Genomic DNA, 24,470 nt, shown 5'->3' with positions numbered 1-24,470 from the left:
CCTCAAGTGGGACAGTGTCCCGGTTAACCATACGGGACAGTGTCCCACTTAGTCGCGGCGGGCTCGCAGCCCGTTGCTCGCGATCGTGGTGTAGCGCCGGACGGCCGCGGCCCGGGCCGCCGGCGTCGACGCCTGGATCCCGCCGGCCGCCATCAGGAGGATCACGATGTCGTCCAGGGTCGTTTCGGGGCGCAGCTCGCCCGCGTCCTTGGCCCGGCGGACCAGCTCGGCGAGCGATTTCAGGGCCCGTTCGCGGTCGGCGGTGAAGTCGAGGGCGCCGGGGAAGGCCGACACCAGCGCCGCGGTGGTGGCCCGGTCGCGGGCGTAGAGCTCGCCCAGGCGCTCGATCACCGTGCGCAGGCCACGCCAGGGATCCGCGTCGGCGAGGCCGTCCTCGACGACGGCGTAGCAGGCACGCATCCGCTCCGCGAACGCCTCGGCGAACAGGTGCTCCCTGGTCGGGAAGTGGCGGTAGAGCGTCGCCGGGCCGACCCCGGCGTGGCGGGCGATCTCCCGCATCGGGGCCGCAAGCCCCTCGGCGGCGAAGACGGCCCGGGCGGCTTCGAGGAGGCGCTCGCGGTTGTCGCGGGCGTCCGAACGCCGGATCCGAGGCAACTGGCCGGTCACCGTCTCACTTTAGCCGAACCGGACGGGGGCGTCCGTTACCGTCGCGGCCGCCTCGACCTCAAGGAGATGACCGTGAAAGCAGTTGTGGTGCAGAGTTTCGGCGAGCCCGGCGGGCTGGCCGTCGTGGACCTCCCCGACCCGCGGCCGGCCGCCGGCGAGGTGGTGATCACCACCGAGGCGATCGGCGTCGGCGGGGTCGACGTGCTGATCCGCCGGGGTACGCTCGCCGCGTTCGGCTTCGCACCCGGTCACGTCCTCGGCAGCGAGGTCGCCGGGGTGGTGACCGCACTCGGCGCGGACGTCGACGAGTCGTGGGCCGGCGCGCGGGTCTGGGCCCCCACCGACGGGGGCGGCGGGTACGTCGAGCAGGCGGTCGTCCCGGCCGCGACGCTGGTGCGGCTGCCGCCGGGCGTGTCGCCGGTCGACGCGGTGACCGTCGCGGGCTCCGGCGTGGTCGCCCACTTCGGCCTCCGGCACGCCCGCTTCGCCGACGGCGAGTCGGTGCTGGTCCGCGGCGCGGCGGGCGGGATCGGGGTGCTGGCGGTCCAGCTCGCGGCCCGCACCGGCACGGTCGCGGTCACGACGTCGTCGGCCGGACGCGGCGCCCGCCTGCGCGCACTGGGCGCCACCGAGGTGCTCGACCGCACCGGCGAGAGCGCGACCGGCTTCGACGTCGTCCTCGACATCGTCGCCGGGGACGACTTGCCGTCGTTCTTCGCCAGGATGAACCCGAACGGCCGGCTGGTGGCGGTGGGCGCGATCGCGGGGCCACCACCGGCCCGGATCGTCGCGGAGATGTTCACCGCGTTCCGGAAGTCGCTGACGTTCGGGGTCTTCAGCGCCGACTCGGTGTCCACAGAGGACCGCCGCACGGTGGCCACCGGGCTGCTGGCCGCCGTGGGCCGCGGCGAGCTGGCCGCCGTCGTCCACGAGGTGCTCCCGTTGGGGCAGGCCGTGGCCGCCCACCGGCAGCTCGACGCCGGCACCGTGTTCGGCCGGCTCGCGCTCGTCCCGGCCTGACCTCAGGCCCGGCCCGCCACGGGTTCGGGCGTCGCGGCGCTGTGGTCGATGTCCTTCTCGAGTTCGCGGATGATCGGCAGCACGTACTCGACCTCCTCCTGGAAGTGCAGGAACCCGAGCAGCAGGCTCGCGCCGCGGCGAGCCGGGTGCGGAAGCCGTCGTTGTCCTGGACGAGATCGGCGAACTCCGAGTCGGCCCACATGCCCTTCTTGTCCGCCCGGGCGTGGCGTTTTCGGCGGCGTACCCGCGGACCTCGGTCACCTCACGTGCTGGGAAGCCGCGCGGCGGCCGGGGATCGCGGCCAGGAGTTCCTTCGTGTACTCCGCCTGCGGGCCCTCCAGCACCCGCGCCGCCGGGCCCAGCTCCACCAGCTCGCCCGCGCGCATCACGCCCACCTGATCCGCCAGCTGCCGGACCACCGCCAAGTCGTGCGAAATGAACAAGTACGACAATCCCAGCGAAGACTGCAATTCCGCGTCGCCACCGCTGGCGCTGGCCGCCCGACAGCTCGGCCGGCTTCCGGCGCGCCACCGACGCCGGCAACGCGACCTGCTCGAGCAGCGCCGGGACCCGCGTGCGCGGCAGCTTGAACGCCCGCAGCGGCTCCGCCACGACGTCCTCGATCGAAAACTTCGGGTTCAGCGCAGTACTGGGGTCAGGACCTGTCGGCGTACGACCCGCACGGCCCGCTGCCGGACCTCGAGCCCGTCGAAGGCGAACTGGACCCGTCCCGCGGGACGATCTCGATCGCCGACCGGACCGGCAAGCGCGAGTGGATCCAGCGGTGGCGGGAGCTGGTGGAGGCGAAGAAGCTGTCGATCCATCAGCTGGTCCTCGAAGTCCAGCCGCGCCAGCACGGCTTCGTGGGCACGCCGGGCCAGGTCGCCGACGAGTGGGCCCGGTACGTCCGCACCCGCGCGGTGGACGGGTTCAACATCAGCCCTCACCTGGTCCCGGCGGCCCTCGACGACATCGTCGACCGGCTGGTCCCGGAGCTGCAGGACCGCGGCGTCTACCGGACCTCGTATGACGGCACGACGCTGCGGGAGCACCTGGAGCTGCCGTAGGGCGTGTGCCGCCGGAGCCGGGCGCCGGTCAGGTCCGTTTGCGGCTCGCGATCTCGTCGGCGAGCTGCTGCACCCGGGCGGGGTCCACGTCACGGGCCAGGGCGACGTAGTAGTCCAGGACGGCCGGCCGGTAGCGCACGGGCCACGTCTGCCCCGGGGCGAGCCGGGTGAGTTCGGTGATCGTGAGGTCCTCGTCCGCGATGCCGCGGAACGAGCTGCCGTCGGCGGTCTCCACGTCGAACATCAGGACCACGCGCGGATTGCTGTTGACCTCCCGCCAGCCGACGAGAACGCCGAGCGCAAGCGCCCCCGTCCGCAGTTCCGCAGTGCGCTTCGCTGCCTCACGGCTCAGGAGCGGGTTCGGGACGACCCCGGGGAAATCGGGCCCGACACCGAGCGATTCCCGGCTCAGGTCGGGCCTGAGCCGCGCGATCAGATCGGCCGGATCGGTGCGCTTCTTCTTCCGTCCGAACATTTCGACCCCCTCCCGCGTACCGTACCGCAGCCCCGGCCGCGTCCAGGTCGTGGGCGCGCTTGCGCCGGCACCGCGGGGCGAGTCCACTGCGAAGGCAGCCCGTTCGCCCTTCGGAAGGACCCCGCATGTCCGTCACCGACGAACTCCTGGCCAACAACGCCGCCTACGCCGCCCGGTTTTCCGGGCCGCTGCCGCTGCCGCCCGCCAAGCACGTCGCCGTGCTCGCCTGCATGGATGCGCGCCTCAACGTCTACGGCGTCCTCGGGCTCGAGGAGGGCGAGGCCCACGTCATCCGCAACGCCGGCGGGGTGGTCACCGAGGACGAGATCCGGTCCCTCGCCATCAGCCAGCGGCTGCTGGGCACCGAGGAGATCATCCTCATCCACCACACCGACTGCGGCATGCTGACCTTCACCGACGACGGCTTCAAGAAGTCCATCGAGGACGAAGTCGGGATCAAGCCGCCCTGGGCCGCCGAAGCCTTCACCGACCTCGACGACGACGTCCGCCAGTCGATCGCGCGGATCCGGAACAGCCCGTTCATCCCGAAGAAGGACTCGATCCGCGGCTTCGTCTTCGACGTCGCGACGGGCAAGCTGAACGAAGTCAGCTGAGCGATCCGGCGAGCTGCCAGGTGCGCAGCCGTTCGCGGTCGGACCGCATCCCGGACTGGATCAGGACGACCTCGGTCGCCCCGGCGTCGAAGTAGCGGCGCAGGCCCGCCGCCACCGTGCGCTCGTCGCCGATCAGGGCGAGGTCGGCCGCGTGGGTGGCGCCCTCGGCGTCGAGGATGCGGCGGTAGGACGGGATGTCGCCGTAGTAGCCGAGGTGGACCGCGGCGATCTGCCGGACCGTGTCGGCGTCGTCGGTCACCACGGCCGGGACGGCGGCGATCACCCGGGGTTCGGGCCGGCCGGCGTCGGCGGCGGCCTTGGTGAGCGTGGGCACCACGTGCTCGGCGAGCGCGCGCGGGCCGGCCAGGAACGGGAGGGTGCCGTCGGCGAGTTCGCCGGCCACGCGCAGCGCCTGCGGTCCCATCGCGGCGACGACGATCGGGACGCCGCCACCCCCGGGCACGGCGGTGGGCAGCGGCGGGCAGGCGGTGAAGGTCTCGCCGTCGAAGAGCGGGCGGCGGCCGTCGAAGATGTCGCGCAGCACGGTGAGCGATTCGCGCAGCGACGTGATGGGCGGCGGGTATTCGAAGCCGAAGGCGGGCTCCAGCAGGCTTTGCACGCCCAGGCCGAGCCCGAGGGTGAACCGGCCCCCGGCCGCGGCTTGCGCGGTCTGCGCCTGGGCGGCGAGGTGGAGCGGGTGCCGCGGGTAGAGCGGGACGACGGCGGTCCCGACGGCGATGCCGGGCACCTCGCGTCCGGCGAGGGCGGCGAGGGTGAGGGCGTCGTGGTCGAACAGCTGCGAGAACCAGACCGACCGCAGGCCGGCCCCGGCGGCCTCGCGGGTCTGGGCGAGCAGGGTTTCGACGCTGTTGGCGGCCCCGGACAGGTCGCCGGCGGGCAGGGCGGCACCGATGGTCATGGCTTTCTCCTCAAGACAGGCTGGAAAGAGGAAGAGCGGCTCAGGCTTCCTCGGGGTACTCCGACTCCCGCCGCCACGAGATCGGCCTCGGGCGCGGCAACCGGCGGTGTCCCGCACGGCCCGCGGTCCTGGGTGTGCCGTCCCCCTGCGCCCGGTCCGCCGCCAGCTCGAACTGGTTGCGCCCCAGGGCAATCCGCGGGGACGCCGTCCGGTTGCCCGTCCCCGGCTCGCCCGCGGGCAAGCCCGGCACCACGGGCGCGGCCACCATCGCCGAGCGGGCGCGGTCGACCCCCGCCAGGACCTCGCGGACCAGGTCGTCCCAGCTCACGCCCCCGGCTTCGTCGCCGGCGGTGAGGGCCCGGGTGATCCGGCCCGCGGCGTCGGCGAACCGGCTTTCGCGGACCGCCAGCTCCCCGAGCGACCGCTCGAGCGCCGCCTCGGCGTGCCGGTCGCCCGAGCGGACCGCCGCGCGCACCGCCGTCTCGCCGCTTTCGCGCCAGTCCGCGTACCGGCCCCGCGCGCCCGCCAGCTCGGCCACCGCCAGCGCCAGTTCCGCGCAGTACCCCGGCTCCCCCACCTCGGCCGCTTGACGCACCGCGGCCAGCAGGCCCGCGGACTCGCGCTCGTACCACGTGCCCGGGTCGCCGAAATCGGCCACCACCGGTGTCCGCGGCGCCTTCCCCGCCGGGACACCCCGGACCTCGTCCGTCAACGCCAGCCAGGCGCCGAACAGCCGCCGGGACACCACCTGGAGTGGTTGAGCGGCAACGAGTTCCAGTGCCAGCAGGCGGGTCAGCGACGGTAGCCGGTACCGAGCACCGGCGACGTCGACCAGCCGCGCGTCCACCAGCGACTCCAGCGTGTCGGCCGCTTCGGCCGGGCCGACGTCCGCCAGCGCGGGAGCCGCCCAGCCCGCCCAGCTCCCGGCGGGCAGCAGGGCCAGCCGCGCGAACAGGTCGCGGGCCGGGCCGGGCAGCTCCTCCAGGCCCCGCCCGACGGCCGCCCGGACGCCCGCGCCGAGGCGGCCGAGCCGGTCGCCCTCGGCGCGCAGCCGGGCCACCTCCTGGGCGAGGGTCCGCCCCGGCCGGGCCGCGACGTGCGTGGCCGCCGCCGTCACCGCCAGCGGCAGGCCGCCGCACAGCTCGACCAGCTCCACCGCGTCCGACAGCTCCGCCGTCACCCGGTCCTCGCCGACCAGGGCCGAGAGCAGCTCGACCCCTTCCGCGCCGTCCAGGACGTCGAGCTCGGCCACCGTCACGCCGGGCAGCGACGGGACGCGGGCGGTGGTCGTGACGAGCAGCCGGCAGCCCCGGGCGTCGGCGACGAACGGCGTGACGCGCGCCAGGCTCGCGGCGTCCTCCAGCACGGTCAGCACCCGGCGTCCGGCGAGCACGCTGCGGTACAGCGCGGCGCGGCCGTCCAGCTCCTCGGGGATCTCCGCCGCGGGTACGCCGAGTGCGTGCAGGAACCGGGCCAGCACCTCGCCGGCGTCCTCGTCGGCGAGGCGGGCGTAGAGCACCCCGTCGGGGAACGCCGGTGCGGCGCGGTGTGCGGCTTCGGCCGCCACGGCGGACTTGCCCGATCCGCCGCGTCCGGTGAGGACGGTGACCACCGCGGCGCCCGGCCCGTCGTCGGTCAGGCCGCGCCGCAGCCCGGCCAGCAGCCGTTCGTGCCCGGTGAAGTACGGCAGGCGCGCGGGCAGCATCCGCGGGACCGCGCGGCCGCTCGCGGGTGCCTCGCTCGACCCCGCGAGGATGTCCTGGTGCAGCTCGCGCAGCGCGGCGCCGGGCTCCAGGCCCAGTTCGTCGACGAAGCGGCGGCGCACGGCCCGGTAGGCGGCGAGCGCCTCGACCCGGCGGCCGCACCGGTGCAGCGCGGTCATCAGCTGCAGCACGAACCGCTCGCGCAGCGGGTATTCCTCGGTCAGCACCGAGATCTCGCCGACGACCTCGCGGTGCAGGCCCAGTTCGAGCTCGGCGTCGAGGCAGTCCTCGAGCACCTCCACCCGCCGCTCGGCGATGCGGACCTGGTGGGCGCGCACGACCCCGCTGTCGATCCCGGTGAGCGGTTCCCCGCGCCACAGCGCCAGCGCCTCGCGGAACGCCGCGCGCGCCTCCTCCGGCCGCCGGGCGGCCCGCCCGCGCGCCACCAGCGTCTCGAACTCGTGCAGGTCCAGTTCCCCGGGCGCGAGGTCGAGGCAGTAGCCGCTGCCGCGCGCGGAGATCCGCTCGCCCAGCCCCGCTTTCGCCAGCGCCCGCCGCAGGGCCGACACACAGGTCTGGACCTGCGCCCGGGCCGTCGCGGGCGGCGCGGCGCCCCACAGCGCGTCGAGCAGCACCTCCAGCGGCACCACGCGGTTGCCGTTGAGCAGCAGCAGCGCGAGCACCACCTGCTGGCGGCGGGCGGTCACGACGACCGGCTCGTGGCCCTTGACCTGCAGGAGGCCGAGGACGCGGAAGCTGGTCACGGGCACGGACTGGAGCGCGGTGGTCTGCACGGTGTTCCCTCCGGGATCAGACGAGGACTTCGGGCGGCGCCGGGTGCCCGAGGAAGGCGGTGGGGCTGGCGGTCAGGCCGTAGGCGCCGGCCTGGAAGATCGCGATCAGGTCGCCGATCGCCGCACCGGGCAGGGAAACCTTGTCGCCGAGGAGGTCGAGCGGGGTGCACAGGCAGCCGACCACGGTCACCGTCTCTTCGGGACCGCCGGGCGCGGACGCCAGGGCCAGGGGGTAGTTGCGGCGGATGGCCTGGCCGAAGTTGCCGGACGCGGCCAGCTGGTGGTGCAGGCCGCCGTCGACGACGAGGAACGTCGTGCCGCGCGAGACCTTCCGGTCGACCACGCGGGTGAGGTACACGCCGGCCTCGCCGACGAGGTAGCGGCCGAGCTCGATCACCACGCGCGCGTCCGGCAGGGCGGGCCGCAGCGAGACGTCCAGCAGCTTCGCCAGGTTTTCGCCGACTTCGTCGAGGTCCAGCGCCGTGTCGCGGGCGGTGTAGGGGATGCCGAAGCCGCCGCCCAGGTTCACCGACCGCACCGGGCCGGGCGCCGCCTCGGCGAGCTGCAGCACCAGGTCGACCGTCGCGCGCTGGGCCTCGCACAGGCTTTCCGCGCGCAGGTTCTGGGAGCCGGCGAAGACGTGGAAACCCTGGAAGTCCAGGCCCGCGGCGCCGACTTCGGCCAGCACGCCGGGGACGCGCTCGGCGTCGATGCCGAACTGCTGCGGGCCACCGCCCAGGCGCATGCCGGACCCGCGCACGGCGAAGTCCGGGTTCACCCGCAGCGCCACGCGCGGGGTGAGGCCGAGGCGGTCGCCGGCCTCCCGCACGCGGGCCAGCTCGGTGGTGGACTCGAGCTCGACGGTGACCCCGGCGGCGACCGCGCGGGCCAGCTCGGCTGCGGTCTTGCCGGGCCCGGCGAAGCTGATCCGCTCTGGCGGGACGGTCGTGTCGAGGGCCTGCCGCAGTTCGCCGGCGGAGGCGACGTCGAGACCGTCGACGAGGCCGCTGAGGTGGTGCAACAGCGCGGGCATCGGGTTGGCCTTGACCGCGTAACTGAGTTCGACGTCGCCGGGCAGCGCGGCCCGCACCCGCTCGACGCGGGTGGTGACGAGCGAGCGGTCGTAGGCGAAGAAGGGGGTGGTGCCGACCCGCGCCGCGAGCCGGTCCACGGGCACGCCGCCCACGGTGAGCACACCGCCGGCGCGGCCGAACGGGGCCGCCGCGGCTTCCGTCGTGTTCGCCATCGCTTTCCTTTTCTTCGAGCACGGGGAAATAGCAACCGGAAAAGGCACCGCCGTCGGTAACGGGCGGCACTGCGAACACTGAAGCAACTACCCACCCACCCGGACATGGGTAGTCCTCACCCAGATTCGGCACCCGGGTGGGGACCCGGGCACCCAGGTGTACCTGCTGTGTCCACCCGGTCACTCCGGGGACACCATCCACACCGGACCGGACTGACATTTCCGCAGTTCAGGGCAATTGACCACACCGTTCGGCGCAGTCACCCACCCGCACTGCTCCAGCCGGGTGGCCCGCTCCGGTGGCAACTTCCTGCCGTCGCCTGCCTGCCACCGCGGGCCCCGGGAACACCCCTTGACGAACGGGGTGCGCAGCCCGCACGATCGGAATCCACCAGCACCGCCGGGGAATTCCCGGGATCCGGTGCAATTCGGACAGCACCACGCATTCCCCGATTTCCGCCGATCCCTTCCGACGATGGGTGAACTATGTCTTCCCTGCCTGCTCCCGGTGAGCCGATCGCGGTGGTCGGCATGTCCTGCCGGCTCCCCGGTGCCCCGTCCCCCACGTGGCTGCGCCGGCTGCTGGCCGAGGGCCGCGAGGCCGTCGGCGCGGTCCCGCCGGGCCGGTGGACCGACGGCGCCGGCTCGGGGCGCGGCGGCTTCGTGTCCGATGTGGACGGTTTCGACGCACCCTTCTTCGGGATCTCCCCGCGCGAGGCCGCGGCGATGGACCCGCAGCAGCGGCTGGTGCTGGAGCTGGCGTGGGAGGCCTGCGAGGACGCCCGGATCGCGCCCGGCACGCTGCGCGGCAGCGGCACCGCCGTCGTCGTCGGCGCGATCAACGGCGACTACGCGCTGCTGCACGACCGCCTCGGCGCCGGGCCGCACACCCTGACCGGCACTCACCGGAGTCTCATCGCGAACCGCGTCTCCTACGGGCTCGGGCTGCGCGGGCCGAGCCTGACCGTCGACTCGGGCCAGTCGTCGTCGCTGGTGGCGGTGCACCTGGCGGCCGAGCAGCTGCGCCACGGCACCGCGGCCGTCGCGCTCGCCGGCGGGGTGAACCTCAACCTGCTGGAAGCGGGCACCGAGGTCGTGGACCGCTTCGGGGCGCTGTCCCCGCAGGGCCGGTGCCACACCTTCGACAGCCGCGCCGACGGGTACGTCCGCGGCGAGGGCGGCGGCCTGGTCGTCCTGAAGCCGCTGAGCGCCGCCCTCGCCGACGGCGACCGCGTCCACGCGGTCCTGCTGGGCGGCGCCGTGAACAACGACGGCGGCGGCGACGGCCTCACCGTGCCGCGGGCCGAAGCGCAGACCGAGGTGATCCGGCTGGCCTGCGCCGACGCCGGCGTCGCCCCGGCCGACGTCCAGTACGTCGAACTGCACGGCACCGGCACGCCGGTCGGCGACCCGATCGAGGCCGAGGCCCTCGGGGCCGCGTTCGCCGGGGACCGCCCGGAGCCCCTGCAGGTCGGCTCGGTGAAGACCGTCGTCGGCCACCTCGAAGGCGCCGCCGGCATCGCCGGGCTGCTGAAGGTGCTGGTGTGCCTGTCCGAGCGCCGCCTGAGCCCGAGCCTGAACTTCGCCACGCCGAACCCGGCCATCCCGTTCGGGACGCTGAACCTCGAGGTGGTGGCCGAGGGCCGGGACTGGCCGCGGCCGCAGGACCGGCTCGTCGCCGGGGTCAGCTCGTTCGGCGTCGGCGGCACCAACTGCCACCTCGTCCTGGCCGAGGCGCCGGCGGTTCCCCAGCCCGAGGACGTCGCCGCCGACGCCGTCCCGCTGGTGCTGTCGGCCCGGTCGGCCGCCGCCCTGCCCGCCCAGGCCCGCGCGCTCGCCGGCCACCTCGCCGACCACCTCGGGCCGACGCACGGCGACGTCGCCCGGTCGCTGCTGCGCACCCGGGACCTCTTCGAGCACCGCGCGGTCGTGTTCGACGATCTCGCGTCGCTGGCCGCCGGTACGCCGTCGGAGAACGTCGTGACCGGGCGGACCGTCGACGGCGCCGACGTCCTGGTGTTCCCCGGGCAGGGTTCGCAGTGGCCGGAAATGGCCCGCGCGCTGCTGCGCGACTCCCCCGTCTTCGCCCGCCGGCTGGCCGAGTGCTCGGCCGCGCTGGCGCCGTTCCTCGGCTACGAACTCCTCGACGACCTGCGCGCCGGCACCGCCGACCTCGACCGCGTCGACGTCGTCCAGCCCGCCCTCTGGGCCGTGATGGTGTCGCTGGCGGAGGTCTGGCGCGCCGCGGGACTCACGCCGTCGATCGTCGTCGGCCACTCCCAGGGCGAGATCGCCGCCGCCACCGCGATCGGCGCGCTGTCGCTGGCCGACGGCGCCCGCGTGGTGGCCTTGCGCAGCCGGGTGATCGCCGGGATGCCGCGCGGCGGCGGGATGATGTCGGCCGGCGCGCCCGAGGACGTCGTCCGGCCGCTGCTGCCCGCCGGCGTGTCGGTGGCCGCGGTGAACGGCACCCGGTCGGTGGTCCTGTCCGGGCCGGCCGACGCACTGGCGGCGTTGCACACCACCCTCACCGAGGGCGGGTACCGCGCGAAGATCCTGCCGGTCGACTACGCGTCGCACTCGGCGGCCGTGGACCCGCTGCGCGACGAGATCCTGTGGCTCCTGGCCCCGGTGCGCCCGGCGTCCACTTCGGTCACGTTCGTTTCGGCCCTCACCGGCGAGCCCTTCGACACCGCCGGGCTCGACGCCGGGTACTGGTTCGAAAGCCTCCGGCGTCCGGTCCGGTTCGCCGCGGCGACCGCCGGAGCGCTGGCCGCCGGGGGCGCGCGGTTCGTCGAGTGCAGCCCGCACCCGGTGCTGCTGGGCAGCATCGAGGAGACCGCCGAGGCGAACGACCGCACGGTGGCCGTCGTCGGGACGCTGCGACGGGACGACGGTGGCGGCGAACGTCTGCGGCGCAGCTTCGCCGAGGCGTTCGTCGCCGGAGCCGGGGTGCGGTGGGAGGTGCCGGGCACGCGCCTGGTGGACCTGCCGACCTATGCGTTCCAGCGGACCCGGTTCTGGCTCGGCGAAGAAGTGGCCGCCGCGCCGGTCGCCGTCGATCCCACGCAGGTGGCGGAGCTCGTCCTGGTCACGGCCGCGGCCGTGCTGGGCCACGCCGACGCCGACGGCATCGACCCCGCGAGCACGTTCAAGGACCTCGGCTTCGACTCGGTGAGCGTGGTGGAGCTGCGCACCCGGCTGCAGGCCGCCACCGGGCTCAAGCTGCCGACGACGTTGCTGTTCGACTTCCCCACGCCGAATCACCTCATCGCGCACCTGCGCGCCCTGCCGCGGCTGGTCGTGAGTGGTAATTCGGGTTCTAACCCGAATTACCACTCACGACCAGCTGCGGCAGACCTGGGTCAGGAAGAGCCGATCGCGATCGTCGCCATGGGCTGCCGCTTTCCCGGCGGCATCACCTCGCCGGCCGAGCTGTGGGACCTGGTCGCCGCGGGCGGCGAGGCCGTCACCGAGCTGCCCGCGAACCGCGGCTGGGACCTCGACACGCTCCTCGGCGACACCGGCCCCGGCTCGTGCGCCACCCGGTTCGGCGGGTTCCTCCACGACGCCGACCGGTTCGACCCGGCGTTCTTCGGCCTGAGCCCCCGCGAAGCCCTGGCCATGGACCCGCAGCAGCGCGTCCTCCTGGAGATCAGCCACGAGGCGATCGAGCGCGCCGGGCTCGAGCCGGACGCCCTGGCCGGGACCGACACCGGCGTGTTCGTCGGCGCGATGGCCATGGACTACGGCCCGCGGCTGCACGAGCCGACCGGGCTCGTCGACGGCCACCGCCTGACCGGCACCTCCCCGAGCGTCGCCTCCGGCCGGATCGCCTACACCTACGGCCTGCGCGGGCCGGCGCTCACCGTCGACACGGCGTGCTCGTCGTCGCTGGTCGCGATCCAGCTGGCCGCCGACGCCCTGCACCGCGGCGACTGCTCGCTCGCCCTCGCCGGCGGCGTCACGGTGATGGCCGCCCCCGGCAACCTCGTGGACTTCACGCGCCAGAACGGCCTTTCCGCCGACGGCCGCGCGAAGGCGTTCTCCGCCGACGCCGACGGCACGGCGTTCGCCGAAGGCGCGGGGATGCTGGTGCTGGAGCGGCTGTCCGACGCCCGCCGCCACGGCCACCCGGTGCTGGCCCTGCTGCGCGGCGGCGCGACCGGCTCCGACGGGGCCAGCAACGGTCTCACCGCGCCCAACGGCCAGGCCCAGCAACAGGTCATCCGCCGCGCGCTGCACGCCTCGGGACTGTCCACAAAGGATGTCGACGTGGTCGAGGCGCACGGCACCGGGACGGCCCTGGGCGACCCGATCGAAGCGCACGCCCTGCTGGCCACCTACGGGCAGGACCGCGAAACGCCGCTGTGGCTCGGGTCGCTGAAGTCGAACATCGGCCACACCCAGGCCGCGGCCGGGGTCGCCGGGGTGATCAAGATGGTCGAGGCCCTGCGGCACGAGACGATCCCGCGCACCCTGCACGCCGAGGTGCCGAGCCCGCACGTCGACTGGGCGAGCGGCCGGGTCGAGGTGCTGTCGGCGGCCCGGGCGTGGCCCGAGCACGGCCGCCCGCGGCGGGCCGCGGTGTCGAGCTTCGGGATCAGCGGGACCAACGCGCACGTCGTGCTGGAATCGGTACCCGCCGAAGAGTCCGCTCCGGCGCCCGCCGGGCCGCTCGTCTGGTCCCTGCACGCCCACACCGGCACCGCCCTGCGCGCCCACGCCGCCCGGCTGCGGGCCTACGCCGAAACCGCGGCCGACCAGGACCTCACCGCCACCGCCGCGATCCTCGCCCGCCGGCGTCCCGGCTCCTGCCGCGCGGTCGTCGTCGCCGAGGACCGGGCCGAACTCGTCGGCGCCCTCGCCGCTCTGGCCGAGGGCGCCCCGCACCCCGCGCTCGTCACCGGCACCGCGGCCGGCGACGTCCGGCCGGTGTTCGTCTTCCCCGGCCAGGGCGCCCAATGGCCCGGCATGGCCGCCGAACTGCTCGCCGCCGACCCGGACTTCGCCCGGCTGCTCACCGACGCCGCCGAGGCCCTGCGCCCGCACACCGGCTGGTCCGTGCTCGACGTGCTCACCGGCGCCGGCGGCGCGCCGGACCTGGAGGGGACCGAGGTCGTGCAGCCGGTGCTGTTCGCCGTCATGGTCGCCCTCGCCGGACTGTGGCAGGCCGCCGGGGTCGCTCCGGCCGCGGTGGTCGGCCACTCCCAAGGCGAGCTGGCCGCGGCCGTCGTCGCCGGGGCCCTGCCGCTGGCCGACGCCGCCCGGATCATCGCCGTCCGGAGCCGGCTCCTCACCGCCGAGCTCGACGGCACCGGCGGCATCCTCGCCGTCGGCCTGCCCGTGGCGCAGGTGCGGGAACGCCTGGAGCCGTGGGCCGGGCGGCTGTGGCCGGCCGTCGACAACGGCCCGGCCGGCACCGTCGTCGGCGGCGAACTGGCCGCCATCGAGGAGTTCGCCGCCGCCTGCGCCGACGTCCAGATCCGGCGCACCCCGGTGGCGTACGCGGCGCACACCCCGCACGTCGAGGCGGTCCGCGACGCCCTGATCGCCGAGATCGGCGCGCTGGCGCCGGCCGACACCGCGACCACGATCTGCTCCTCCTGCACCGGCGGCTTCCTGCCGGGCTCGGAACTCACCCCCGGCTACTGGTACCGCAACCTGGCCGAGCCGGTGCGGTTCGACGCGGCCGTCCGCGCCTTCGCCGGCTACCGGCGGCCGCTGTTCGTCGAGATCAGCCCGCACCCCATCCTTGCCGGCGCGGTGCAGGAAATCCTGACCGACGCCGGCATCGACGGCACCGCCGTCGGCACCCTGCGCCGCGGGGAAGGCGGACGCCGCCGTTTCCTGCTGGCCCTCGCCGCGGCGCACGTCCGGGGCGCGGCGGTGGACTGGCCGCGGCTGCTCGGCCCGGTCACCCGCCACCCGGACGTCCCGACCTCGGCGTTCGACCGGCAGCGCTACTGGCTCACCGGCCACTCCGGCGGCCTGCTCGGCGCCCCCACCCCGGTCGCCGACGGCGACGGTTCCGTGGCCACCGGGCGGCTCTCGCTGACCTCGCTGCCGTGGCTGGCCGGGCACGCCGTCCGCGGCACGGTCCTGTTCCCCGGCACCGGGTTCGCCGAACTGGCCCTGGCAGCGGCGGACGGCGGAAGCGTCGAGGACCTGACGCTCGAAGCGCCGCTGGTGCTGCCCGCGTCCGGCGCGGTCGAGGTCCAGGTCGGCCTCGGCCGTGCGGACGACCACGGCCGGCGGCCGCTGACCGTCCACACGCGACTCGGCGACGGGCCGTGGACGCGGCACGCCACCGGCGCGGTGAGCCCGGAGCGGGCACCCGGCACTCCCCTGCCGGTCTGGCCGCCCGTCGGAGCGGAGCCGGTCGACCTCGACGGCGCCTACGCGCGGCTCGCCGAACGCGGCTACGAGTACGGACCGGCGTTCCAGGGCCTCACCGCGCTGTGGCGCGACGGCGACGACCGGTACGTCGAGGTGGAACTGCCCGCCGAAGGCGAGTTCACCGCCCACCCCGCGGTGCTCGACGCGGTGCTGCACGCCCTGGTCCTCGACGGCACCGAGCTGCTGCTCCCGTTCTCCTTCGGCGGCCTGCGGGTCACCTCGCCCCTGCCGGGTGCGGTGCGGGCCCGGCTGTCCGGCTCGGCGGCCACCGGCGTCGAGATCGCCCTCTACGACACCGCCGGTACCCCGCTCGGCGGCGTCGAGTCGCTGCTGCTGCGGCCGGCCGCCGAGACGAAGGCGGCCGCGGAGCTCTACCGCGTGGAATGGACGCCCGCCCCGGTAGGCGACGGCACCGACCGGGAGTGGACGGTGATCGGCACGGAGCTGCCGGAGGTCGTCCCGCCGGTCGTGCTCACCACCGCGCACGAACTGCCGGCCGTGCTGGACCTCGTGCAGCGCTGGCTGCTCGACGAGCGCTGCGACGGCGCGAAACTGGTGTTCCTGCAGGACCCGGGCTCGCCCGACGGCGCGCCGGTGTGGGGCCTGGTGCGCTCGGCGATCGCCGAGCACCCAGGCCGCTTCGCCCTCGCCGGCGCCCGCCCCGGCGCCCCGCTCGCCGCGGCGCTCGACGCCGACGAGCCGCAGTTCGCCGTGCGCGACGGCGCGGTCCTCGTGCCTCGCCTGGCGCGGCACCCGGCCGAGCCGTCCATAGTGGACTTCGGCGGTGGCACGGTCCTGGTGACCGGCGGCACCGGCGGGCTCGGCGCCCTGGTCGCCGAGCGGCTGGTGACCACGCACGGCGTCCGGGACCTGCTGCTGGTCTCGCGCCGCGGCGGCGACGTCCCGGCGCGGCTGGCCGGCCTGGACGCCCGCGTCCGGGTGGTGGCCGCCGATGTCGCCGACCGGGCCGCTCTGTCGGTGCTCCTGGCCGGCGAGACGCTCACCGGGGTGGTGCACGCGGCCGGGGTCCTCGACGACTCGACCATCACCGGGCTCACGCGAACGCAGCTGGACACCGTGCTGCGGCCGAAGCGCGACGCCGCCTGGCTGCTGCACGAGCTCACCGAAGACCAGCCGCTCGCCGCGTTCGTGCTGTTCTCCTCGGTCGCCGGGGTGCTCGGCAACCGCGGGCAGGCGAACTACGCCGCCGCGAACGCCTCGCTCGACGCGCTGGCGGAGTACCGGGCGGCGCGCGGGCTGCCGGGCGTGTCGATCGCGTGGGGCCTGTGGGACACGGTGACCGGCATGACCGCCGCGATGACCTCGACGGACCGCTCGCGCCTCACCGGCGTCCGGCCGATCACCGAGGCGCAGGGGCTCGCCGCGTTCGACGCCGCGCTCGGGCTGTCGGGCACGGTCGTGGCGTCCGGTTGGGACACCGCGGCGCTGCGGGCGGCCGACGAGGTTCCCGCCGTCCTGCGGAGTCTCGTCCCGGTGCGCCGGGCGGTCGCGGCCGCCCCGGTGGCGGCCGGACTGGCCGGGCAGCTCGCCGGGCTGGACCGGGACACCGCGGCCGCGACGGTGACCGGCTTCGTCCGCACGGAGGTCGCCACGGCGCTCGGGCACCGCTCACCGGCGTCGGTCGAGGTGGCGAAGCCGTTCAGCGAACTGGGGATCGACTCGCTGACGTCGGTGGAGCTGCGCAACCGCATCGGCGCCGGCACCGGGCTGCGGCTGCCCGCGTCGCTGCTGTTCAACCACCCGACCGTCGAACTGCTGGCCGCGCACCTGCTCGGTGAGCTGCTCCCGCCCCCGCCGGACCCCGCGCAGCGGCTGCGCGAGGCCCTCGGCGAAGTCCTGCCGGGCGCAGACACCGAGGAGCGCGTCCGGCTGGTGGAGGTCCTGCGGGAGGCCCTGGCCGGGCTCGGCGCGGAACCCGCGCTCGACCTCGCCACGGACGACGAGCTCTTCGCCTTCATCGACAAGCGCTGACCTTTTGCGAACGGATAGGGGTTCGGTTATGACCGGCGAAGACAAGCTTCGCGACTACCTGAAGCGGGCGACGGTCGAGCTCGCGGGCGCGCGCCGCCGGCTGGCCGAGTACGAGGCCCGCGAGAGCGAGCCCATCGCCGTGATCGGCATGTCCTGCCGGTTCCCCGGCGCTCCCGACGTCGACTCGTACTGGAAGCTGCTGCGCGAGGGCCGGGCCGCCGAAGTCGGCGACGTCCCGGACGGCCGGTTCGACCACGTGCCCGGCGTCCGGCGCCGCGGCGCCTTCCTGTCCGAAGTGGACGGCTGGGACGCCGGGTTCTTCGGCTACGCCCCGCAGGAAGCGCTGCGGATGGACCCCCAGCAGCGGCTGCTGATGGAGCTGGCGTGGGAGGCGATGGACGACGCGGGCACCCCGGCGCCGCGGTTGCGGGGCAGCCGCACCGGCGTGCTGCTCGGGTTCTCCGACGCATTCCAGTACGGCCAGGTCGAGGCGGAGCGCGAAGGCACGGGCGTGTACGCGGACCCGTACATGGGCCAGGGCAGCCTCGCCAGCGTCGTCGCCGGGCGGCTGGCCTACCACTTCGACCTGCGCGGGCCGGCGTTCTCGCTGGACACGGCGTGCTCGTCGACGCTGGTGGCGGTGCACCTCGCGGCCCGCGCGCTGCGAGCGGGCGAGTGCGACTACGCCCTCGCCGGCGGCGGATTCCTGGCGCTGCACCCGTTCCTGTACGTCTACAGCAGCCGCAACGCGCTGCTGTCGCCGACCGACCGCTGCCACACGTTCGACATGAGCGCGGACGGCTACATGATGGGCGAGGGCGGCGGCATGGTCGTGCTGGCCCGCCTGTCGGACGCGCTGCGCGACGGCCACCGCATCCGCGCGGTGATCCGCGGGTCGGCGGTGAACCAGGACGGCCGCAGCAACGGCCTGACCGCGCCCAACCGCGGTGCGCAGGTCGACGTGATCCGCCGCGCCCTGTCCGACGCGGCGGCCGAGCCGGCCGACGTCGACTTCCTGGAGGCCCACGGCTCGGGCACGCCGCTGGGCGACGAGATCGAGCTGGGTGCGCTCGGCGACGTGTTCGGCGGGCGACCGGCGGACCGGCCGCTCACGGTCGGGGCGGTGAAGACCAACATCGGCCACACCCACACCGCGGCGGGCATCGCCGGGCTGATCAAGACGGTGCTGGTGCTGGAGAACGGTGAGGTGCCGCCGAACCTGCACATGGACGACCCGGCGGAGCAGGTGCTGGCGAACTCGGCGGTGACGCCGTCCACGGGGCTGGCGCCGCTGCCGGACCGCGGCCGCCCGGCGGTGGCGGGGGTGAGCTCGTTCGGCTGGTCCGGCACGAACGCCCACCTGGTCCTGGAGGCCGCACCGCCGCAGCCGGTCGTGAGTGAAAAAGAGGGTTCTAACCCGCCTTTCCACTCACGACCGTCCGCGGCGCCGCCGGTTGCCGAGCTGCTCCCGGTTTCGGCGGCCTCGGCGGCCGCGCTGAGCGCGCAGCTCACGCGGCTCGGCGAGAGCACGGACGTGTCCCTGGCCGACCTCGCCCACACCCTGCGCGAAGGCCGGGCCCACCTGGACCACCGGCGGGCCGTCGTGGCCACCGGCCTCGACGACGCCGTCCGGCAGCTCACCGCCGCCGCCCAGGCCCCCGGCGTCCACCGCAAGCCCGGCGCCCCGAAGGTCGCCTTCCTGCTCCCCGGCGTCGGCGACCAGTACCGCGGCCTGGCCACTCAGCTCTACCGGGACGAGCCCGTGTTCGCCGCCGCCGTCGACGAATGCTGTGCCATCGCCGCCGACCGGTGCGGGGTCGACCTCAAGGGTGCCTTCTTCGCCGAACCGTGCGTCGTCGAGACGTCGTTCTTCGGCGCCGGCCAGGGCGATGACCTCCTCGACCGGGCCGAGGTCGCGCACCCGCTGCTCTTCACCGTCGAGTACGCGCTCGCCCAGCTGCTCGCCGATCGGGGTGTCCGGCCGGACCTGCTCGTCGGCTACAGCCTCGGCGAGTACGTCGCCGCCTGTCTCGCCGGGGTCTTCACCCTCGCCGACGCCCTGCACGTCGTGACCGGGCGGGCGCGGCTGATCGGGCGTGCTCCGGCCGGGCGGATGCTCGCCGTGGCCGCGTCGGCGAACCAGATCGCCGAAGCGCTGTCTCCCATGCGGGTCGACGTCGCCGCGCTGAACGGCCCCCAGATGACCGTCCTCAGTGGATCGCCGGAAGACGTCGAAGCCGCGGCCGCGCACCTGAAAGCCGCCGGGCTCGCCGCCCGCACGCTGCGCTCGGCGCACCCGTTCCACTCCACCCTGCTGGAGCCTGCTCGCGACGAACTCGCCGAGCTGGTCGCGTCCGTGCCCCGGCAGGCGCCGCGGATCCCGATCGTCTCGAACACGACCGGCACCGTGCTCACCGACGCCGAAGCCGTCGACCCGCAGTACTGGGCCGGTCACCTCTGCCGCCCGGTGCGGTTCGCCGACGGCGTCCGGCACTGCGCCGGGCAGGACGTCGACGCCTACGTCGAGCTCGGCCCGGGCCAGACGCTCGGCGGCCTGGTCCGCCAGAACCAGACCGGCGCCGCCCGCCCCGCCGTGCTCGGCACCCTGCCCGCGCCCTGGCCCGTCGAGGACCGCCCCGCCGAAGGCGTCGCGCTGCTGGAGACCCTCGCCCGGCTGTGGGAGCTCGGCGTCGCCATCACGACCCGCCACCACGGCGGCCGCACCGTCAGCCTGCCCGGCTATCCCTTCCAGCGCACGAAGTTCTGGCCCCCGGCGACCCGCACCCAAGCCGGGCCCGCCTCCGAAGCCGGCCGGCTCTACACCCCGGTGTGGCGCCTCGACCCCACCCGCCCCACGGTCACGCCGCGGGGTTCGCTGATCACCACGAACCACGCACTCGCCACGCTGGCCGCGGCAGCAGGGATGACCGTCGGCACCGACCCGAAAGCACTCCCCCAGCCCCTGCACGTCGTCCACGACGGCGGGTTCGACGACCTCCTCCGGACGGTCCAGGCCCTCGACGGCCACGACGTCCGGCTGCTCACCGTCACCACCGGCGCGGCCGAGATCACCGGCGGCGACCTGACCGACCCGGACGCCGCCGCGGTGCACGGGCTCGGCCGCGGCGTCCGGGCCGAGTACCCGGGCCTGCGGTGGCGAGGGGTCGACGTCGAACCCGGCACCCCGGCCGAGTGCCTCCTCGAGGAGCTGGCCCGCCCCTGGACCGACGATGCCGCCGGGGAGCCGGTGCTCGCCGGCTGGCGGGGCGGGCGCCGCCGCCTGCAGGAGTACACCGAGATCACGCTCGGCGACGGCCCGCCGGACTGGGGCGGCACGCACGTGATCACCGGCGGCACCCGCGGGCTCGGCATGATCGTGGCCAAGCACCTCGTCGGCCACGGCGCCCGCCGGCTCGCCCTGATCAGCCGCACCGGCGACGCCGACGCCGCCGACCTCGCGGCGCTGGAGCCCGCCGAGGTGCTGGTGCTCAAGGCCGACACCGGCGTCCCGGAACAGCTGGCCGAAGCCCTGGTCGAGGCCAAGCTGCGGTTCGGCGAGCTCGACTCGGTCGTGCACGCCGCCGGCCAGCCGGGCGGCGGGCTCACGCAGCGCCGCACCGCCGAGGACCTGCACCGCACGCTCGCCCCGAAGGTCCACGCGGTCCGCCCGCTCCTGGCCGCCCGGCCCCGGCGCCTGGTCCTGTTCTCCTCGATCGTCACGGTCGTCGGCGGCATCGGCGAAGCCGACTACTGCGCGGCCAACAGCGTCCTCGACGCCCACGGCGCCGCACTGTCCACAGCGGACACCCAGGTGGTGACCGTCGCCTGGGGACACTGGCAGCACGACTCCTGGGCCGACGAGGCCACCGGGGAAGCCCGCCTCGCCTACCGCCGCCGCTACGGCTTCAGCGCCGAAGCCGGCTGCGCGGTGCTCGACCGGCTCGCCGGCCACGGTTTCCGCGGCACGGTCGTCGCGCTGCGCCAGGACCTGCCCTCGGCCCGCCGCGAGCTGGCCGAGCTCAACGACCTCGGCGGGCTCCTGGACGCCGCGCCGACGCCGAAAGCACGTTATCCGCGGCCACCGCTGCGGACCGAGTACGCCGCCCCGCGCGGCGAGCTCGAGACCGACATCGCCGGCGTCTGGGGCGAGTTCCTGGGCATCGACGCGGTGGGCGTGCACGACCCGTTCTTCGACCTCGGCGGCAACTCGCTGGTCGGCATGGCCATGGTGGCGGCGCTGGAAAAGCGCCTCGGCTTGCCGATCGCCCCCGCCGTCCTCTTCGGCCACCCCACCGTGGCCGCGTTCGCCGCCGCACTGACCGACACCGACTCGCCCGCCCCGCGGGCGGCGACCACCGGATCCGCGCGGGGCCGGCGCCGCCGCCTGGCCGGCACCCGGAAATGAGGGACACCGTGACCGACACCAGCATCTCGCCCGCGGACATCGCCGTCGTCGGCATGGCCGGCCGCTTCCCGGGCGCCGACGACGTCGGCGCGCTCTGGGAGACCATCCGCGCGGGCCGCTCCGGCATCACCCGCTTCACCGACGAAGAGCTCCTGGCCGCGGGCGTCCCCGCCGACCGGCTCGGCGACCCGGCCTACGTCAAGGCGGGCGCCGTCGTGCGCGGGGTCGAGGACTTCGACGCGGGCTTCTTCGGGATCAACCCGAAGGAAGCCCAGATCCTCGACCCGCAGCACCGGCTCTTCCTGGAGCACAGCCAGCACGCCCTGGAGGACGCGGCCTGCGACCCGGCGCGCTTCGACGGCGCGATCGGCGTGTTCGCCGGCTGCGCGTGGAGCACCTACCTGACCCACAACCTCACCCCGGCGAACGCGGCCGGGGAGATGGGCGAGATCGCCATCGCCCTCGGCAACGACAAGGACACCCTGGCCACCCGGGTGTCGCACACGCTCGGCCTGTCCGGGCCCGCGTTCAGCATCCAGAGCGCCTGCTCGACGTCGCTGGTCGCGGTGTGCGTCGCGGCGAGCAGCCTGGCGAACTTCGAATGCGACGTCGCCCTGGCCGGCGGCGTGTCGATCGGCGTGCCGCACCGCGTCGGCTACCTCTACCAGCAGGGCGGCATCGCACCGCCGGACGGCGAGTGCCGCGCGTTCGACGCCGCGGGCCTGGGCGCCCCGCTCGGCGGCGGCGTCGGCGTGGTCGCGCTGCGCCGGCTCGAGGACGCGCTCGCCGACGGCGACCGGGTGTACGCGGTGCTGCGCGGCTGGGCGGTCAATAACGACGCCGGCCGCAAGGTCGGCTTCACCGCCCCCGGCGTCGAAGGCCAGGCCACGGTGATCGCCGAGGCGCTGGCCGCGGCCGGGCTGGAGCCGTCCGACATCGGGTACGTCGAGGCCCACGGCACCGGCACCGCCCTGGGGGACGCGGCCGAGATCGCCGCGCTGCAGCAGGTCTTCGCGGGCCAGTCGCTGCGGATCGGCTCGGTGAAGACGAACGTCGGGCACCTCGACCGCGCCGCCGGCGTGACCAACCTGATCAAGGCGGCGCTGTCCCTGCACCACGAGGAGATCCCGCCGACGCGCAACCTCGGCACGCCGAACCCGCAGCTCACCGCGGGTGACGCGGAGCTGACCGTGGTCACCGGGCGCACGCCGTGGCCGCGCACGGACACCCCGCGCCGCGCCGGCGTCAGCGCGTTCGGCATCGGCGGCACGAACGCCCACGTCGTGCTGGAGGAGGCGCCGCTGCCGGCTCCGACGACGGCGGCCGGCCCGGAGCTGGTCGTGTGGTCGGCCCGCTCGGCCGCCGCCGCGGACGCGGCCACCGCGAACCTCGCCGCCCACCTGGCGACCTCCGGCGACGCGCTCGCCGACGTCGCCCACACCCTCCAAAGTGGACGCACGACGTTCGGGCACCGGCGAATGCTGGTGGCCGGTTCGCCTTCCGAAGCGGCGCAGGCGCTCCGCGAAGGAGCCGTGTCGGCGTCGAGCGACGCCGGGACCGGTCGCCGCGTCGGGTTCCTCATCGCGGGCACCGGCGAGCAGTACCCGGGCCTGGCCGCCGAGCTGTACGAGACGGCGCCGGTGTTCCGGGCCGAGCTGGACCGCTGCCGCGCGCTCCTGGATTCGCCGGTGCTGGACGAGATGCTCGGCTCGCGGGAAGGCTCGGGCGGGCTGGCCGCGTTGCTCGGCCGCACGGAAGGCGGGTCGCGTGCGGGCGACCGCACGGAGGTGCTGCACCCGGCGCTGTTCGCCGTCGAGTACGCGCTGGCGCACCTGGTGCGCTCGTGGGGCGTCACGCCGAGTGTCCTGGTCGGGTACAGCCTCGGGGAGTACGTGGCCGCGTGCCTGGCCGGGGTGCTCTCGCTGCAGGACGCCCTCGCGCTGGTGGCGCACCGCGCGAAGCTGATCGCCGCGCTGCCCGGCGGGGCGATGGCCGCCGTGCCGCTGCCGGCCGGCGACGTGCGGGCCCGGATCGCCGGTCTGGACCTCGACATCGCGGCGGTGAACGGGCCGCAGCTGACCGTCGTGTCCGGGACGTCCGAGGCCATCGCCGCCTTGCGGGAGTCGCTGGGTGAGGTGCCGTGCCGGCCCCTGGCGACCACGCACGCCTTCCACTCCCGGCAGCTGGCCTCGCTGCGCGACGAGCTGACCGCGTGGGTCGCGGCCCACGTGACGCTGTCCGCGCCCACGATCCCGTATGTCTCCAACGTGACCGGCGAACTGGTCACCGAGGCGCCCGAACCGGGGTACTGGGCCGAGCACATGTGCGCGCCGGTCCGGTTCGACGACGCCCTCGCCACGCTGCTGGCCGACGAGGACACGGTGCTCCTGGAGCTCGGTCCGGGCCGCTCGCTGGGCGCGATGGTGCGCGGGCACCGGGCGTGCGCCCCAGCGCGCTGGGCGTCGGTGATCCCGACGCTGCCGGGCGCGGACGACCCGGCGTCGGCTTCGGTCGCCCTGGCCGAAGCGGCCGGCCGGCTGTGGCTGGCCGGGGTGGACCTCGATTGGACGGGCGTCCGCGGCGGCCGCGAGGCCCGGCGGGTAGGCCTGCCTGGGTACCCGTTCCAGCGCTCGCGGTACTGGATCGACGCGCCGGGAACGGTCGTGCCTTCGGTGCCGCAGCTCGCCGCGGAGCCGGACGAGCACGTGCAGCTCCTGACGCCCTCGTGGCGCCCGTCGCCGGCCCCGGCGGCCGGGACGACGGGCCGGGTGGCGATCCTGCCGGACACGGGCGGGGTGGCCGCGGCGCTGACCGCCCTGCTCGGCGACGTGGTCGAGCCCGCCGAGGCGGACACGGTGGTCGACCTGTCGGTCCTCGACGTGGACGACGACGTGGCCGCGGTGCACGCGGTGTCCCGCACCCTCGCGGCGGCGGCGGGTGACGGGTCGCGTGCGGTCCGGGTGCTGGTGGCGACCCGCGCGGGCCAGGCGGCCGGGGCGCTGGCGGGCGCCGCCGGACACGCCGCCGAAGCCGGCGGACCGAGCCCGGCTCAAGCCACCGCGGCCGCGCCGCGAGCCAGCGCCGGACACACCGGCGGGCCGAGCCCCGCACAAGCCACCGCGGCCGCGCCGCCAGCTGCCGCCGGACACACCGGCGGGCCGAACCCCGCACAAGCCACCGCGGCCACGCCGCCAGCCAGCGCCGGACAC

General features: G+C 75.3%; 11 protein-coding genes and 2 pseudogenes. 6 read left to right on the top strand and 7 right to left on the bottom strand.

Annotated features, from left to right (window positions below; translation table 11 throughout):
* Positions 1-48: 48 nt before the first annotated feature.
* The gene (locus ACWEF6_RS23585) at positions 49-615 is read right to left on the bottom strand and encodes a TetR/AcrR family transcriptional regulator (protein ID WP_449684955.1); all 567 of its coding nucleotides are present in this window, start codon (positions 613-615) and stop codon (positions 49-51) included.
* Positions 616-693: 78 nt separating this feature from the next.
* On the opposite strand from ACWEF6_RS23585, the gene ACWEF6_RS23580 reads away from it, so the two are divergent.
* Positions 694-1,647, top strand: a complete 954-nt coding sequence (locus ACWEF6_RS23580; protein WP_449684925.1) for a zinc-binding dehydrogenase — start codon at positions 694-696, stop codon at positions 1,645-1,647.
* 2 nt (positions 1,648-1,649) lie between these two features.
* Here the strand turns inward: ACWEF6_RS23580 and ACWEF6_RS23575 are convergent.
* Positions 1,650-1,864 (bottom strand): annotated as a pseudogene (locus tag ACWEF6_RS23575) (dimethylsulfone monooxygenase SfnG); the annotation flags it as partial.
* 40 nt (positions 1,865-1,904) lie between these two features.
* Positions 1,905-2,304, bottom strand: a pseudogene (locus ACWEF6_RS23570) (ABC transporter ATP-binding protein); the annotation flags it as partial.
* A 140-nt stretch (positions 2,305-2,444) separates the two neighbouring features.
* On the opposite strand from ACWEF6_RS23570, the gene ACWEF6_RS23565 reads away from it, so the two are divergent.
* The gene (locus ACWEF6_RS23565) at positions 2,445-2,714 is read left to right on the top strand and encodes a hypothetical protein (protein WP_449684924.1); all 270 of its coding nucleotides are present in this window, start codon (positions 2,445-2,447) and stop codon (positions 2,712-2,714) included.
* 28 nt (positions 2,715-2,742) lie between these two features.
* On the opposite strand, the gene ACWEF6_RS23560 is transcribed toward ACWEF6_RS23565, so the two are convergent.
* A complete protein-coding gene (locus ACWEF6_RS23560; protein WP_449684923.1) occupies positions 2,743-3,189 on the bottom strand; it encodes a hypothetical protein in 447 nt (148 codons plus the stop codon).
* A 125-nt stretch (positions 3,190-3,314) separates the two neighbouring features.
* Between ACWEF6_RS23560 and ACWEF6_RS23555 the strand changes: the two genes are divergently transcribed.
* The gene (locus tag ACWEF6_RS23555; protein ID WP_310969794.1) at positions 3,315-3,803 is read left to right on the top strand and encodes a beta-class carbonic anhydrase; all 489 of its coding nucleotides are present in this window, start codon (positions 3,315-3,317) and stop codon (positions 3,801-3,803) included.
* Here the strand turns inward: ACWEF6_RS23555 and ACWEF6_RS23550 are convergent.
* Genes ACWEF6_RS23550 through ACWEF6_RS23540 form a run of 3 tightly spaced genes read right to left on the bottom strand, consistent with a single transcriptional unit; the run spans position 3,796 to position 8,465 of the window.
* The gene (locus ACWEF6_RS23550; protein WP_449684922.1) at positions 3,796-4,722 is read right to left on the bottom strand and encodes an LLM class F420-dependent oxidoreductase; all 927 of its coding nucleotides are present in this window, start codon (positions 4,720-4,722) and stop codon (positions 3,796-3,798) included. The two genes, ACWEF6_RS23555 and ACWEF6_RS23550, sit on opposite strands and share 8 nt — an antisense overlap.
* 40 nt (positions 4,723-4,762) lie before the next feature.
* Entirely contained in the window at positions 4,763-7,219 is a 2,457-nt protein-coding gene (locus ACWEF6_RS23545) for a BTAD domain-containing putative transcriptional regulator (RefSeq protein ID WP_449684921.1), read from the bottom strand.
* Between the two features lie 16 nt (positions 7,220-7,235).
* On the bottom strand, positions 7,236-8,465 hold the full coding sequence (locus ACWEF6_RS23540; RefSeq protein ID WP_449684920.1) for a pyridoxal-dependent decarboxylase, exosortase A system-associated: 1,230 nt from the start codon (positions 8,463-8,465) through the stop codon (positions 7,236-7,238).
* Positions 8,466-8,951: 486 nt separating this feature from the next.
* Between ACWEF6_RS23540 and ACWEF6_RS23535 the strand changes: the two genes are divergently transcribed.
* From ACWEF6_RS23535 to ACWEF6_RS23525, 3 genes are all read left to right on the top strand, one after another.
* Positions 8,952-16,856, top strand: coding sequence for an SDR family NAD(P)-dependent oxidoreductase (locus tag ACWEF6_RS23535; protein ID WP_449684919.1), 7,905 nt, complete (start codon positions 8,952-8,954; stop codon positions 16,854-16,856).
* A 28-nt stretch (positions 16,857-16,884) separates the two neighbouring features.
* Positions 16,885-21,261 (top strand): type I polyketide synthase, encoded by a 4,377-nt coding sequence (locus ACWEF6_RS23530; RefSeq protein WP_449684918.1) that lies wholly within the window; start codon positions 16,885-16,887, stop codon positions 21,259-21,261.
* Positions 21,262-21,269: 8 nt separating this feature from the next.
* Positions 21,270-24,470 (top strand): type I polyketide synthase (locus ACWEF6_RS23525; RefSeq protein ID WP_449684917.1); only part of this gene is annotated, 3,201 nt, incomplete at its 3' end.

The sequence above is a fragment of the Amycolatopsis sp. NPDC004772 genome (genome assembly GCF_053601215.1).
This window is presented reverse-complemented; position numbering and strand designations above follow the sequence as displayed.

Excerpts from the sequence above, each read along its gene's own strand:
- ACWEF6_RS23580 (WP_449684925.1), top strand. The coding sequence starts at position 694 with ATGACCGTGAAAGCAGTTGTGGTGCAGAGTTTCGGCGAGCCCGGCGGG.
- ACWEF6_RS23560 (WP_449684923.1), bottom strand. The coding sequence starts at position 3,189 with ATGTTCGGACGGAAGAAGAAGCGCACCGATCCGGCCGATCTGATCGCG.
- ACWEF6_RS23555 (WP_310969794.1), top strand. The coding sequence starts at position 3,315 with ATGTCCGTCACCGACGAACTCCTGGCCAACAACGCCGCCTACGCCGCC.
- ACWEF6_RS23550 (WP_449684922.1), bottom strand. The coding sequence starts at position 4,722 with ATGACCATCGGTGCCGCCCTGCCCGCCGGCGACCTGTCCGGGGCCGCC.
- ACWEF6_RS23540 (WP_449684920.1), bottom strand. The coding sequence starts at position 8,465 with ATGGCGAACACGACGGAAGCCGCGGCGGCCCCGTTCGGCCGCGCCGGC.
- ACWEF6_RS23535 (WP_449684919.1), top strand. The coding sequence starts at position 8,952 with ATGTCTTCCCTGCCTGCTCCCGGTGAGCCGATCGCGGTGGTCGGCATG.
- ACWEF6_RS23530 (WP_449684918.1), top strand. The coding sequence starts at position 16,885 with ATGACCGGCGAAGACAAGCTTCGCGACTACCTGAAGCGGGCGACGGTC.